General features: G+C 69.7%; 10 protein-coding genes. 4 read left to right on the plus strand and 6 right to left on the minus strand.

Features of this window, described 5'->3' with window-relative positions:
- Positions 1-10: 10 nt before the first annotated feature.
- The 4 genes from A2G96_RS23725 to A2G96_RS23740 form a co-directional block, all read right to left on the minus strand.
- Positions 11-856 carry an IclR family transcriptional regulator gene (locus A2G96_RS23725; RefSeq protein ID WP_062802667.1) on the minus strand — a complete coding sequence of 282 codons (846 nt, stop codon included), beginning with the start codon at positions 854-856 and terminating at the stop codon, positions 11-13.
- A 72-nt stretch (positions 857-928) separates the two neighbouring features.
- The gene (locus A2G96_RS23730) at positions 929-2,065 is read right to left on the minus strand and encodes an FAD-dependent monooxygenase (protein ID WP_062802668.1); all 1,137 of its coding nucleotides are present in this window, start codon (positions 2,063-2,065) and stop codon (positions 929-931) included.
- Between the two features lie 800 nt (positions 2,066-2,865).
- Positions 2,866-4,101, minus strand: a complete 1,236-nt coding sequence (locus tag A2G96_RS23735; RefSeq protein ID WP_062802669.1) for an acyl-CoA dehydrogenase family protein — start codon at positions 4,099-4,101, stop codon at positions 2,866-2,868.
- A gap of 41 nt (positions 4,102-4,142) precedes the next feature.
- Positions 4,143-5,303, minus strand: a complete 1,161-nt coding sequence (locus A2G96_RS23740; protein ID WP_062802670.1) for an acyl-CoA dehydrogenase family protein — start codon at positions 5,301-5,303, stop codon at positions 4,143-4,145.
- 253 nt (positions 5,304-5,556) lie between these two features.
- On the opposite strand from A2G96_RS23740, the gene A2G96_RS23745 reads away from it, so the two are divergent.
- Both A2G96_RS23745 and A2G96_RS23750 read left to right on the plus strand, forming a co-directional pair.
- Positions 5,557-7,104 (plus strand): AMP-binding protein, encoded by a 1,548-nt coding sequence (locus tag A2G96_RS23745; protein WP_062802671.1) that lies wholly within the window; start codon positions 5,557-5,559, stop codon positions 7,102-7,104.
- Between the two features lie 170 nt (positions 7,105-7,274).
- Positions 7,275-10,031: a winged helix-turn-helix domain-containing protein gene (locus A2G96_RS23750; protein ID WP_062802672.1), complete on the plus strand. Its 2,757-nt coding sequence runs from the start codon at positions 7,275-7,277 to the stop codon at positions 10,029-10,031.
- Positions 10,032-10,052: 21 nt separating this feature from the next.
- On the opposite strand, the gene A2G96_RS23755 is transcribed toward A2G96_RS23750, so the two are convergent.
- Both A2G96_RS23755 and A2G96_RS23760 read right to left on the minus strand, forming a co-directional pair.
- Complete coding sequence (locus A2G96_RS23755; RefSeq protein WP_062802673.1) at positions 10,053-10,724, minus strand: nitroreductase; 672 nt, start codon at positions 10,722-10,724, stop codon at positions 10,053-10,055.
- A 34-nt stretch (positions 10,725-10,758) separates the two neighbouring features.
- A complete protein-coding gene (locus A2G96_RS23760) occupies positions 10,759-11,634 on the minus strand; it encodes a crotonase/enoyl-CoA hydratase family protein (protein WP_062802674.1) in 876 nt (291 codons plus the stop codon).
- Between the two features lie 209 nt (positions 11,635-11,843).
- On the opposite strand from A2G96_RS23760, the gene A2G96_RS23765 reads away from it, so the two are divergent.
- Together A2G96_RS23765 and A2G96_RS23770 are read left to right on the plus strand one after the other, a co-directional pair.
- Complete coding sequence (locus tag A2G96_RS23765) at positions 11,844-12,851, plus strand: NAD(P)H-dependent flavin oxidoreductase (RefSeq protein ID WP_257734323.1); 1,008 nt, start codon at positions 11,844-11,846, stop codon at positions 12,849-12,851.
- Between the two features lie 4 nt (positions 12,852-12,855).
- The gene (locus tag A2G96_RS23770) at positions 12,856-13,323 is read left to right on the plus strand and encodes a PaaI family thioesterase (protein WP_062802676.1); all 468 of its coding nucleotides are present in this window, start codon (positions 12,856-12,858) and stop codon (positions 13,321-13,323) included.
- Positions 13,324-13,390 lie beyond the last annotated feature (67 nt).

A 13,390-nucleotide genomic window follows, 5' to 3' on the forward strand; every position in this document is an offset into this window, starting at 1 on the left:
CCGTACGGCGTCACCGCAGCACAGCGTCGCCCTTATAGCCCATCAGCGCGGACAGGTCGCGCGCCGCCTGCCGGACTTCCTTCTGCACGCGCTCGCGCAGCGTGCCGTCGGCCTCGAAGCGCTGCTGCGGCCCGGCCACGCTGATCGCGGCGATCACCGCGCCGTCGGCGCCGCGCACCGGTGCCGCGCAGGCGTCGATGCCGGGTTCGTAGGCGGAAAAACTCCAGGCGCAGCCGCGCTCGCGGTCGGCGGCCAGGATCTCGGCCAGGCGCGCATGGGTGGCCGGGCTCTGCCCGGTGGCCGCCGGCAGCGGATCGGGCCCCAGCAATTCGCGCAGCGTCTCGGGCGGCAGCTCGGCAATCAGCATCCGGCCCGGCGTGGTCAGGTGCGCGGCAACGCGGCTGCCCACCTGGATATTGCTGACCAGCGCCGCCGCCGGCATCTGCCGCAGCAGGTAGAGCGCATCGCCGCCATCGCGCACCGCCAGATAGGCCGACAGCTGCAGCGAGGCACTGAGCCGGGCCAGCACGCGCCCGGCGAAGCTGGTCAGGTCATTGGAGGCCAGTACGCGCGAGGCCAGCTTCAGGAAATTGAAGCCGACCTGGTGGCCGCCCTGGGGCAGCCGCTCGATCATGCCTTCATGCTCGAGCGTATCGAGCAGGCGCATCACCGTGACCCGGTTCACGTCGATGCGGCGGCCGACCTCGCTCAGGTTGGCGGTGGCGCCGCCTTCGGCGATAAAGCGCAGCAGGCGCAGGCCGCGGATGACGGGGGACACCAGCTGGGCCTCGCGGGCATCTTCCGGTGCGGCGCCGTCGTCGAGGTCAGGTTCGGTCGGCAGGCGGGACTTGGGCATGTTGGCTTGGACTATCCACGGAAAACGGCCGCGCAGGCGGCCGTGCTGGCGTGGAACGCAGGGCCGGCGGCTTCAGCCGAGGGCGACGTTCCAGGCGTCGTAATCGTACACCCAGTCGGCATTGCCGCCTTCCTTCAGCCAGGCATTGCTGCGCGAGCCGACCTGGATGCGGCTGGTGCGCGCGTGGCGCGCGGCCTGGTAGCGCGCCAGCGCGGCCGGCACGCCGGCCGCACCGTCAGTTGCGGCATCGGCCAGGCAACGCGCCAGCACCACGCCGTCCTCGATCGCCATGCCCGCGCCCTGCGCCATGAACGGCATCATCGGATGGCAGGCGTCGCCCAGCAGCGTGACCGGGCCCGCCGACCAGGCCGGCAGCGGATCGCGTACGTACAGCGCGGAGATCAGCACGTCGTCGCAAGCGTCGAGCAGCGCACGGGCCTCGGGGTGGAAGCCGGCATAGGCGCTGCGCAGGTCTTCCACGCGGCCCGGCGTGGTCCACGATTCATGGCGCCAGGCGTCCTGCGCGACGGTGGCGAAGACAAAGATGTCGCGACCGCGGTTGAGCGGAAAGGTCACGATCTGCGTGGCCGCGTCCGGGCCCCACCATTTGGTGAAGGCGCCCAGGTTGGGCACGCCGGCCAGGCGCCCAGCCGGCACCACCGCCCGATACGCAACCACGCCGGTGAAGATCGGGCTTTCCTGGCCGAACAGCGCGGTGCGCACGGTGGAGTGGATGCCGTCGGCACCGACCAGCACGTCGACATCTTCCTGTGCGCCGTTGGCAAAGCGCAGCGTCGCGCCATCGGCGCGGGTCTCGATCGCCACGGCCTTGTGGCCGAGCCGCACGCATGTGGCAGGCACCGCAGCTTCCAGTGCCGTCATCAGGTCGGCGCGATGCATGGTCAGCTGCGGCGCGCCGTAGCGGTGCTCGGCCTCTTCCTGCATCGGCAGGCGCGAGGTTTCGGCGCCGGTGTCCCATACGCGGCTGATACGGTGGCTGGGGCGGGCTGCAGTTTCACGCAGGGCCTCGCCGACACCCAGCCCATCCAGCGCGCGCACGGCGTTCGGGGTCAGGTTGATGTCGGCGCCGACGCGGGCAAAGCGGGGCGCCTGCTCGTAGACCACGGCTTCCATGCCGAGCTTGCGCAGCGCGATGGCCGCGGCGAGGCCGCCGATGCCGGCGCCGTTGATTCCGATTTTGAGGGGCATGTTTTCCAGCTGAGTGTTGACTGTGTTCAAAAATGAACTATATGTTCATAAAAATATATGGGGTGAGGGGGAGGAGCGTCAATTAAGGGGGAACCCTTAGGGAGGCTTGGGGAAATTGCCGGTGTCTATCGTGGCTTGCAGGCGCGGCTGATTGCCGGTGTAGCCGGTGAGGCACTTTTTGGCCAAGCCCGCTAACGCCTGCGGCTGCTGCGCAGGCTCAATATGAGTTGACGGTCTTTGGACGTTTGCGCGTAGCGCAGCAAAGGCTTTGATTTGATATCGCCAGATTGCCTGGGTCACCGCCGTGCATGGGCCCGACTTCGTTGAGGCTCCCGCCCCTCACCCCCGCCCCTCTCCCGCACGCGGGGAGCAAACAAGCGGGCAATAAAAGCCGGAGGGATCGCCAGCGACAACGCGTGCGAGCGCAGCGACGCACTCGGTGCCAGAGCAGCAGACCTGCGATAGTGAGCGCGCGCAGCGCAGCCGAAGGCGTCCCACCAATAACGTGCTTAGCAGGCTGCCACCGACCTAAAGTCGGGTTCGTCCATCCGACCCCGAACGCCAGGCACCTCCCGGTAGCGTCAGCAGGGTCGAACCACCACCAGCACGACCGCAAGTCATCGCCGCTGGAACCACCAACGCCGCCTTAGCCAGCCGCTTAGGCGACGCGTTCTTTGGTTACTTTCTGTCGCTCGGACAGAAAGTGACCCGCCCAGCAGGGCGGAACCAGGCGTTTCAAAGGCCGACAGCATGTCACCAACAGCGCCCACCCCCAAAGCACCGGCTGGCATTTCCGACCCTCAAAGCCCCAAAACAAGCTTCGCAATAATGTTCCTCTGGATCTCATTAGACCCCCCATAAATCGACGCCTTGCGATAGTTGAAATAACGCGGCGCCAGCACCGCCGCATAATACGGCCCGACCCGCGTCGGCGCGTCGCGTCCCTGCAGTTCCGCCCAGGTATCCTGCAAGAACGGCAGCGCCGCAGGCCCCGCCGCCTCCACCGCAAGCTCGCTTGCCGCCTGCAGCGTCTCGGTGCCCGTGAGCTTGAGCATGCTCGACGCGGCACCGATCGAGGTGCCCGATTCCACCCCGGAGAACACCCGCAACTCCACCGCTTCCAACGCCGCCGCACGCAGGTGCAGCGCCGCCAGCTTGCGCCGGAACACCGGATCATCCAGCAGCCGCCCGCCGTCATCGCCCGGCTGCTCCGCCGCAATCTCCGCGATCTTGGACAGCTGCTTGCGCAGCATCGGGCTATACGTGCCGCCGCGCTCGAATTCCAGCAGGTACTTGGCGTAGGTCCAGCCCTTGCCTTCCTCGCCGATGCGGTTGGCCACCGGCACCCGTACGTTTTCGAAGAAGACCTGGTTCACCTCCTGCTGGCCGGGCATCGGGCCATCCAGCGTCGGCAGTGGCGACACCGTGATGCCGGGCGTATGCATGTCGAGCAGCAGGAAAGAAATCCCTTCCTGGCGTTTCGATTCGCGGCTGGTGCGCACCAGGCAGAACATCCAGTCGGCCCATTGCGCATGCGTGGTCCAGATCTTGGAGCCGTTCAGGATGTAGTGCTCGCCGTCGCCGTCGCTGCCGTGGTCGGCGCGCAGCTGCAGCGACGCCAGGTCGGAGCCGGAATTGGGCTCGGAATACCCCTGGCACCACCACACGTCCGAGCTCAGGATGGGCGGCAGGAAGCGCTGCTTCTGCTCGGCCGTGCCGTATTTCATGATCACCGGCGCCACCATCTTCAGGCCCATCGGCGACACCGGCGGGCAGCCCGCCGCGGCCAGCTCGGACTGGAAGATAAAGCGCTGGGCCGCGCTCCAGCCCGGTCCGCCATATTCCTTCGGCCAGTTCGGCGCGGCCCAGCCGCGCGCGTGCAGCGCCTTCTGCCAGCGCACCTGGCCGGCCTTGTCGAGGTAGCCGTTCTTGGACTGCGCCATCATCGCGCGCAGGTCGGCGTCATAGGCCTGGGCAATCCAGGCACGTACTTCTTCGCGGAACTGCTGGTCTTGCGGGGAGAAATCGAGATGCATCGACGGGGCTCGCTGGTAATCGGTCGTGGATCGGGACGGCTTCAGGCGGCGGCCCGGGCGGGGTAGAGCAGGTCGGCATAGCGGCGCAGGTGGTGCTCGGCCGAGCCGAACTGCAGGTCGATCGCCGTGACGCGCTTGAAGTAGTGGCCCACGGCCAGTTCCTCGGTCACGCCCATGCCGCCGTGGATCTGCACCGCGCCCTGGCCGACGAAGGCGCCCGCCTGGCCGGCCTGGATCTTCGCGGCGCACGCAGCCTGCGCGCGCACCTCCGGCGCGGCGGAGGCCTGCATGGCGGCCACCTGGGTCAGCGCCACGGATTGCTCCAGCTGCATGTACATATCGGCCATGCGGTGCTGCAGCACCTGGAAGGTGCCGATCGGCACGCCGAACTGCTTGCGCTGGCGCGCGTAGTCGATGGTGTCGGCCAGCATGCGCGCCATCGCGCCATTGGCTTCGGCGGCCAGCGCGATCATGGCGTGGTCGCACAGCTGGTCGATCAGTGGCAGCGCTTCGCCTTCTGCGCCGATGCGCTGGCTGGCCGGCACCTGCACGTTGTCGAGCAGCACCTCGGCGGCGCGCTGGCCGTCGAAGGTGGGATATTCGCGCAGCGTCACGCCCGGCGTGTCGCGCGCGAGCCAGAACAGGCTGATGCCGCGCCGGTCCCGGCGCGCGCCGCTGCTGCGCGCGCTGACCAGCAGGTGCGAGGCGAACGGCGCGCCGGCCACGGCGTGCTTGTGGCCGCTGAGCCGGTAGCCGTTGCCCTGGCGCGTGGCGCTGGCCTGCACGTCGTGCCGGCAGTAGCGGCTGGCGGGCTCGGCATGGGCCCAACCCACGGTAGCCTCGCCGCCGATGATGGCCGGGATCCATTGCGCGGCAAGCTCGGGGCTGCCGTGCAGCAGCGCGCCGCCGCCCAGCACCACGGTGCCCAGGTAGGGCTCCAGCACCAGGTGGCGGCCCAGCTGTTCCATCACCACCATATGCTCGACGGCGCCGCTGTCAAGGCCACCGAGGCCGCCGAGGCGCTCGGGAAACGCGGCGCCCAGGATGCCCAGGTCGCGCGCAAACGCGCGCCAGCAGTCGGGGCGCCAGCCCGCCGCGGACTGCGCCGCCGCGCGGCGGGCTTCGAAATCGTAGTGATCGGCCAGGTAACGCGCGAGCGTGTCGCGCAGCATCGACTGTTCTTCGCTGAACTGGAAATCCACCTTGGCTCCTTCGGATAAGGGTGAGGCGTGAGGGCGGTAGTCTGGCGGGCATCTTCCGGCCAGGCCGGCCGGCGGCGCATCGTCGCATCGGACGAAGCTGGGCGTGGCCGGCGGAAGCCGTTTCTTTGCGGCGCTGCGGCAAAACGCGGCCATGCCGCTTCGTCGCTTCCGACGATGGTCGAACCCGCCTGGGTTCCGAGAATGCGGAATCGGCATCCGACCACCCACCATCCCAGTCGAGGAGCTCCACGCCATGCATCCGCACATCCACGCGCAGCGCACGCCCGACAAGCCCGCCGTCATCATGGGCGGCAGCGGCGCCGTCGTTACCTACCGCGAGCTGGACCAGCGCTCGAACCAGGTCGCCAATCTGTTCCGCAAGCTCGGCCTGCGGCCCGGCGACCGCGTGGCCTTGATGGTGGAGAACCATCCGCGGCTGTTCGAGCTGTGCTGGGGCGCGCAGCGCAGCGGCATCGTCTATATCTGCCTGAGCACGCGCCTGAACGCGGCCGATGCCGCCTATATCGTCAATGACAGCGGCGCGCGCGTGCTGGTCACCACGCACGCGCAGGCGGAGATCGCCGCGGCGCTGGGCGGGCAGACGCCGGCGCTGCAGGCGCGCCTGATGCTGGACGGCACGGTGCCCGGCTATGAGGCCTATGAGACCGCGCTGGCCGATTGCCCGGCCACGCGCATCGCCGACGAGGTGACCGGCGGCGACATGCTGTATTCATCCGGCACTACGGGAAGGCCCAAGGGCGTGTACGCGCCGCCGTCGAGTCCCGACATCGACGCGCCGACCACGCTGACCGCGCTGTGCCAGCGGCTCTACGGCTTCGATGCCGACACCCGCTACCTGTCGCCCGCGCCGCTGTACCACGCCGCGCCGCTGCGCTACACCATGTCGGTACAGGCGCTGGGCGGCACCGCGGTGGTGATGGAGCATTTCGATGCCGAGCAGTTCCTGCGGCTGGTGCAGCAACACCGCATCACGCATACGCAACTGGTGCCGACCATGTTCTCGCGCATGCTCAAGCTGCCCGAGGCGCAGCGACAGCGCTATGACGTGTCGTCGCTGCGCGTGGCGATCCACGCGGCCGCGCCGTGCCCGGTGCAGGTGAAGGAAGCGATGATCGCGTGGTGGGGACCGGTGATCTGGGAGTACTACGCCGGCACCGAGGGCAACGGCGTGACCGTGGTCGACACGCCGCAATGGCTGGAACGCAAGGGCACGGTGGGGCGCGCCATGGTCGGCAAGCTGCGCATCTGCGGACCGGACGGCGCGCTGCTGCCGCCGGGCGAGCCGGGCACGATCTACTTTGCCGAGGGCCGCCCGTTCACGTACCACAACGACGAGGCCAAGACCGCGGAGACACGCCATCCGCAGCATCCGGACTGGAGCACCATCGGCGATGTCGGCTACGTCGACGCGGACGGCTATCTTTACCTGACCGACCGCAAGGCCAACATGATCATCTCCGGCGGCGTCAACATCTACCCGCAAGAGGCCGAGAACCTGTTGATGACGCATCCGAAGGTGATGGATGTCGCCGTGATCGGCGTGCCCAACGAGGATTTCGGCGAAGAGGTCAAGGCCGTGGTGCAGCCCGCCGACATGGGCCAGGCCGGGCCCGAGCTGGCGGCCGAGCTGATCGCGTTCTGCCGCGCCAACCTGTCCGCGATCAAGTGCCCGCGCTCGGTCGACTTCGAGCCCGAGTTGCCGCGCCTGCCCACCGGCAAGCTGCTCAAGCGGCTGCTGCGCGACCGCTACTGGGCCGGGCACGCCAGCAAGCTGGTGTGAGGCACCGGCAAACGGTGCCTGGCCGCTGCCCGCGTTTTCGCCAGCGCGGCGGTTTACGTCATAATGCCTCGCTACAACACAGCCACGGCCACCCGCCTGCATCCTGCAGCGCCGGGGGCGCATGGCGCGCCCGCCAGGGGCCGCGATGTGCGGGAGACCACTGACAGCCAATGGCAAGTATCGAGGAGACCGGACGGCGCACGCCGCCACCCGCCGGCGCGGCGTCGCTGGCCGCCAAGCTGCGCCCGCCGCTGCTGACCCCGTTCCAGGTCCAGCGCGCAGCGATCTGCGATGCCGTGTGCGCGGCGGGCTTCGTCAAGCTGGTGCTGGTGCGCGCACCCGCCGGCTTCGGCAAGACCACCGCCATGCTCCAGTGCCGCGCGCGGCTCGAATCCGCCGGCGGCCGCACCGCGTGGCTGACGCTGGACCGCTCGGACAACGACCCCTCGCGCTTCCTCGGCTCGATCGAGGCTGCCATCGCCCAGGGCCTGGGCAGCGGCGGGCCGGACCGGTCCGCACGCCAGGCGCTGGCGCAGGACCCGGGCGAGCAGGCGCTGGCGCTTATCGACCGTCTTGCCAGCCATCACGGCGAGTTCACGCTGTTTCTCGACGATTTCGAAGCCGTGCAGAATGCCGCCGTGGCGGGGCTGGTCTGGCAGCTGGTGGAAAGCCTGCCGCCCGGCTGCCGCGTGGTGATCGGCACGCGCTGGGTGCCCGAAACCGGCCTGGCCCGCCTGCGCGCACGCGGCGAGCTGCTCGAGATCGAGCCCGCGCAGCTGCGTTTTTCCGCCGGCGAGACCGCATCGTTCCTGCGCCACGCGCGCGGGCTGAAGCTGGAGCAGGCCGCCATCAGCGCGCTGCACCGGCGCACTGAGGGCTGGGCCACGGCGCTGTGGCTGGCGTCGGTGGCGCTCGAGCGGCGCACCCACCCGGAGGGCTTTATCGCCGGCTTCTCGGGCTCGAACGCGGCCATTGCCGATTACCTGGTCGAAGACGTCTTCCTGCACCTGCCCGAAGCGGTGCGCGACTTCCTGCTGCGCACCTCGATCCTGGACCAGCTGTGCGGGCCGCTGTGCGACGCGGTGTGCCAGCCCGCCGCCGGCAGCAGCGAGGAAATCCTGGCCTGGCTGGAGCGCGCCAACCTGTTCCTGCTGCCGCTGGAGAGCGAACGCTATGGCGAACGCGGCTCGGGCGCCGCGCCCGAGCAGTGGTATCGCTATCACAGCCTGTTCTCCGGTTTCCTGCGCGCGCAGCTGGCGCAGGCCATGCCCGACGCCGTGCCGCAGCTGCACCTGTCGGCGTCGCGCTGGTATGAGTCGCAGGGGCGGCTGGTGCCCGCCATCGAACACGCTTTCGCCGCCGGTGCGCTGGCGCATGCGCTGCAGTTGCTCGACAGCGCCGCCGACGACCTGCTGGCGCAGGGCCGCATGCGGCTGCTGACGCGCTGGCTGGAGTCGGTGCCCGCCGAGGACCTGGCCCGGCTGCCCAAGCTGCAGATCGCGCGGGTATGGGCGGTGTCGTTCACGCGCGGGCCGGCCGAAGCCATCGCGCTGCTGCAGCAGATCCCCACCGAGGGCGCGGCCGGCGACCTGCTGGCGCATAGCCGCGCGCTGCGCCACATGCTGCTGAACATGATGGACCGCTTCGACGACGCGCGCGCCTTCGCCCGCAACGAGCTGCCGCCGTTGCCGATGGGCTATGCCTTCCCCGACGCGATCCTGGCCACCTCGATGGCGCGGCTGGCCGCGGTGGCGGGGGACTACCCCGAGGCGCGGCGGCTGCTGCAGGTGGCGCGGCACGCGGTGCGCGGGTCCGACAGCAACTTCAACAAGATCTTCTCGGAATCGGTCGAAGGGCTGATCGACCTGCGCCAGGGCCGGTTGCAGCAGGCGCTGGCGCGCTTCCGCATCGCCGCCAGCACGATGTTGCCGAACCGCTTCGGGCCCACCAACGGCAACGCCATGGCCGGCATCCTGCTGGCCGAAGGCCTGTACGAGAGCGGCGATTCCGAGCGCGCCAGCCGCCTGCTCAACGTCTACCTGCCGCTGTCGCGCGACCTCGGCCTGCCCGACCAGATCATCACCGGCCACGCGGTGCTGGCCCGCATCGCCTTCGAGCGGCGCGAGACCGACCAGGCCCACGAATGGCTGGCGCAGCTCGAAGCACTGGGCCACCATCGCGGCCTGACGCGGCTGGTGATGGCCGCGATGCTGGAGCGCGCCCGCCTGGCGCTGCGCCAGGGCAATGTGCACGCCGCGCAAGAGGCGATCGAGCGCGCTGCCGACCCGGCGCTGTGGCGCACGCGCCCCGGCGTCAGCTCGTTTGCCAGCGATGTCGAGGACATCACGCTGGGCCGGCTGCGGCTGGACCTGTACGCGCGCCCCGGCACGCCGGTGCGCGAGGCGATCGAACGCGAACTCGCGGCCGCCGCGGGCAACCAGCTGATGCGCCGCGCGCTCAAGCTGCGCATCCTGCTGGCGCAGGCATGGCAGCGCACCGGCGACGGCGCGCATGCATTGGTGGTGATGGGCGAGGCCTTGCGCTTCGGCGCGGCCGAGGGCTTCGTGCGCATCTTTGCCGACGAGGGCGACGATGTGCGCCGGCTGGTGGCCGACGCCTGCGCGCGTCAGGCGGCCAGCCTGCCGGCGCCTTATGTCGAAAAGCTGCTGCAGGCCTGCGGCCAGGCCGCAGCGGAGGCGCCCGGCGCCAGCCGGCCCGCGCCGGCGGCGCTGGTCGAGCCGCTGACGCCCAAGGAGCAGAAGGTGCTGCACCTGCTGGCCGAGGGCTATTCCAACGTCGCCATGGCCGAGCGCCTGTTCGTGTCCGAGACCACGGTGCGCACGCACCTGCGCAATATCAGCGCCAAGCTGCATGCCAGCAACCGCACCCAGGCGGTTGCGATCGCGCGCCAGCTCGGGCTGCTCTGAACCCCCGGCTCAGATGCCGATTCAGATACCGATGAACTCGGTGAATTCCGCCAGCGGCGCGCGCCCGGCGCGCAGCCGGTTGGCGGGCGCCTCGGGGTCCTCGTAGCCGATCGCCATGCCGCTGAACAGCATCCGTTCGGCCGGCAGCGACAAAAATTCGCCGATGGTCTGCGGATACATTGCCCAGCACTCCTGCGCGCAGCTGTCCAGGCCTTCTTCGCGCAGCAGCAGCATCACCGTCTGCAGGTACATGCCCAGGTCCGACCATTGCGGCGGGCCCATGCGCCGGTCCACGGTGCAGAACAGCGCCAGCGGCGCGCCGAAGAAGGTGAAGTTGCTGGCGAATTGCGCCAGCCGCCGCGCCTTGTCCTCGCGCGGAATGCCGAGGTGGTGGTAGAGCGCCTCGCCCACCTGGAAGCGGCGCTCGCGGTAGGGCGAGACCAGCTCGCGCGGATAGATGTCGTACTCGCGCGCTTCGCCGCTCGGGGCCTCGGCGATGCGCTTGCGCATGATCCCCCGCAGCCGCTCCAGCGCCTCGCCGCCGACCACATGGATGTGCCACGGCTGCAGGTTGCCGCCGGACGGCGCGCGCGCCGCGGCGTCGAGCACGCGGCGGATGGTGTCGGGCGCGACGGCCCGGGGCAGGAAGCCGCGGACGGACTTGCGGCTGGCGACGGCCTGGCTGACTTTCATCGGGACTCCGGCAACAGGGATCGACGCGGGCGCGTCAGGCAAAGGGCGGCTCGCTGGTCCAGTCGAAAAAGTCCGGCATGTCGTGCGACACGGTTTCCGGGAACGCGGCGGGGCGCTTTTCCAGGAACGCGCTGACGCCTTCCTTCACGTCGGCGGAGCGGCCGCGCGACTGGATCGCGCGGCTGTCGAGCTTGTGCGCTTCCATCGGGTGGCTGGCGCCGGCCATGCGCCAGATCAGCTGGCGCGAGATCGCCACCGACACCGGCGCGGCATCGGCGGCGATCTCGCGCGCAATCGCCTGCGCCGCCGGCAACAGGTCTTCGGGGGCGTGCAGCGAGCGCACCAGGCCGCGCTCGTGCGCTTCCTGCGCCGAGAACACGCGGCCGGTATAGCACCACTCCAGCGCGGTCGAGATCCCGACCACGCGCGACAGGAACCACGACGACGCCGCTTCCGGCGTGATGCCGCGGCGGGCAAAGACAAAGCCGAACTTGGCATCGGTCGACGCCAGCCGGATATCCATCGGCAGCTGCATGGTCACGCCCACGCCGACCGCGGCGCCGTTGACCGCGGCAATCACCGGCTTGAGGCTGCGGAAGATGCGCAGCGACACGCGCCCGCCGCCGTCGCGATGCGCGGTGTCCGGGCTGGCGCCATAGCGCTTCTCGAAATCGAAGGTGGAGCTGCCGCCGGACAGGTCGGCGCCGGCACAGAACGCGCGGCCGGAGCCGGTGACGATCACCGCGCGCACGTTGTCGTCGGCATCGGTGGCGTCGAACGCGGCGATCAGCTCGTGCATCATCTGCGCGGTGAAGGCGTTGAGCTGGTCCGGGCGGTGCAGGGTGATGGTGGCAACGCCGTCTGCAACGGCATAGCGCAGGGTTTCGAACGAAGGCGTGGCTGGCGTCATGCGGGCTCCTGCTGGGAGGTAGGAAGGATGCCGTGGGGTGCCGGGACAAGAACCCGGCAGCGGGGGCGGGGCTCGCCCAACACTAGTGCAGATTGCGCCGCCCGCAATCGTCGCTTCCGACGAGGCTGTGACCGCGCGCGGCACCGTAGACTGATGCCGATCAGGCGGCAGGGCCGGCACATCGCGACATTGCGCGCGACATCGCGCCGTTGCCTGCTGCCGGCGCAGACAGCAAAAGGACCACCATGAAGACACGCATCACCGAACTGCTTGGCATCCGCTACCCGATCATCCAGGGCGGCATGCAATGGGTTGGCTACGCCGAAATGGCCTCCGCCGTTTCCAACGCTGGGGGCCTGGGCATCCTGACGGCGCTGACCCAGCCCACGCCCGAGGACCTGGCAGCCGAGATCTGCCGCTGCCGCGAGATGACCGACAAGCCGTTCGGCGTGAACCTGACCCTGCTGCCGTCGATCAATCCGCCGCCGTACGCGCGCTATCTCGACGTCATCATCGAGAGCGGCGTCAAGGTGCTGGAGACCGCCGGCAACAACCCCAAGGAACATATCGCGCGGGCCAAGGCCGCGGGCATCAAGGTGATCCACAAATGCGTGGCGGTGCGCCATGCGCTGTCGGCCGAGCGGCTGGGCGTGGACGCGGTCTCGATCGACGGCTTCGAGTGCGCCGGTCATCCGGGCGAGGACGATGTGCCTGGCATGGTGCTGATCCCGCAGGCGGTGCGCAAGCTGTCGATCCCGGTGATCGCCTCGGGCGGCATCGCCGACGGGCGCGGCATGGCGGCGGCGCTGGTGCTGGGTGCCGAGGGCGTCAACATGGGCACGCGCTTCTGCGCCACGCGCGAGGCGCCGATCCACGACAACGTCAAGCAGGCGCTGGTGCAGGCCAGCGAGCGCGACACCAACCTGATCTTCCGCACCCTGCACAACACCGCGCGCGTGCTCAAGAACGCGGTGTCGGATGAAGTGGTCAGCATCGAACGCCGTCCCGGCGGCGCGCAGTTCGAAGACGTCAAGCACCTGGTCGCCGGCGTGCGCGGCAAGGCCGCGCTCAAGGCGGGCGAGACCGACGGCGGCATCATCAGCGCGGGCCAGTGCGTGGGCCTGATCGACGACGTGCCCAGCTGCGAGGAACTGATCGCGCGCATGGTGGCCGATTGCCGCGAGCACCTCAGCGTGGCCTCGCGCTACTTTGCCTGACGCCATGGCCGAGGCGGAAATCGAGGCGGGGCTGACCCGCGCCATCACCGCGCCGGCCGAAGCCGGCGCCGACGTGCCGGAAGGCTTTGTCCCGCTGCGCCGGATGAGCGGCTACATGGCCGGCTTCGGCCAGCTCTACCTGCACGCCGGGCGCCGCACGCTGGCGGTGCGCATCGACGAGAACCACCTGAACAACCTGGGTATCCCGCACGGCGGCATGCTGGCGACGCTGGCCGATACCGCCATCGGCATGATGATGTCGCTGGAAACCGGCCGCGCCAAAAGCGCGGTCACGGTCAACCTGAGCCTGGACTATCTCGATTCGGCGCGCCCGGGCGACTGGGTCGAAGCGCGCGTCGAGTTCGACAAGCTCGGCTCGCGGCTGCGCTACGGCAACTGCCGGCTGTTCAGCGGCGAGCGCTGCCTGCTGCGCGCCACGGCGATCTTCGCGGTGCTGGCGCCGCGCGGCTGAGCGGTGCGGCAACTTCGTCGCTTCCGACGACGCTGGCCTCCGCCGCCGGCGCAACAATAGCCATCGA

The organism is Cupriavidus nantongensis (genome assembly GCF_001598055.1).
GTDB lineage: Bacteria > Pseudomonadota > Gammaproteobacteria > Burkholderiales > Burkholderiaceae > Cupriavidus > Cupriavidus nantongensis.

Bases quoted from the DNA above. Each gene is read 5' to 3' on its own strand.
- A2G96_RS23725 (WP_062802667.1), bottom strand. From the start codon at position 856: ATGCCCAAGTCCCGCCTGCCGACCGAACCTGACCTCGACGACGGCGCC.
- A2G96_RS23730 (WP_062802668.1), bottom strand. From the start codon at position 2,065: ATGCCCCTCAAAATCGGAATCAACGGCGCCGGCATCGGCGGCCTCGCC.
- A2G96_RS23735 (WP_062802669.1), bottom strand. From the start codon at position 4,101: ATGCATCTCGATTTCTCCCCGCAAGACCAGCAGTTCCGCGAAGAAGTA.
- A2G96_RS23745 (WP_062802671.1), top strand. From the start codon at position 5,557: ATGCATCCGCACATCCACGCGCAGCGCACGCCCGACAAGCCCGCCGTC.
- A2G96_RS23750 (WP_062802672.1), top strand. From the start codon at position 7,275: ATGGCAAGTATCGAGGAGACCGGACGGCGCACGCCGCCACCCGCCGGC.
- A2G96_RS23755 (WP_062802673.1), bottom strand. From the start codon at position 10,724: ATGAAAGTCAGCCAGGCCGTCGCCAGCCGCAAGTCCGTCCGCGGCTTC.
- A2G96_RS23760 (WP_062802674.1), bottom strand. From the start codon at position 11,634: ATGACGCCAGCCACGCCTTCGTTCGAAACCCTGCGCTATGCCGTTGCA.
- A2G96_RS23770 (WP_062802676.1), top strand. From the start codon at position 12,856: ATGGCCGAGGCGGAAATCGAGGCGGGGCTGACCCGCGCCATCACCGCG.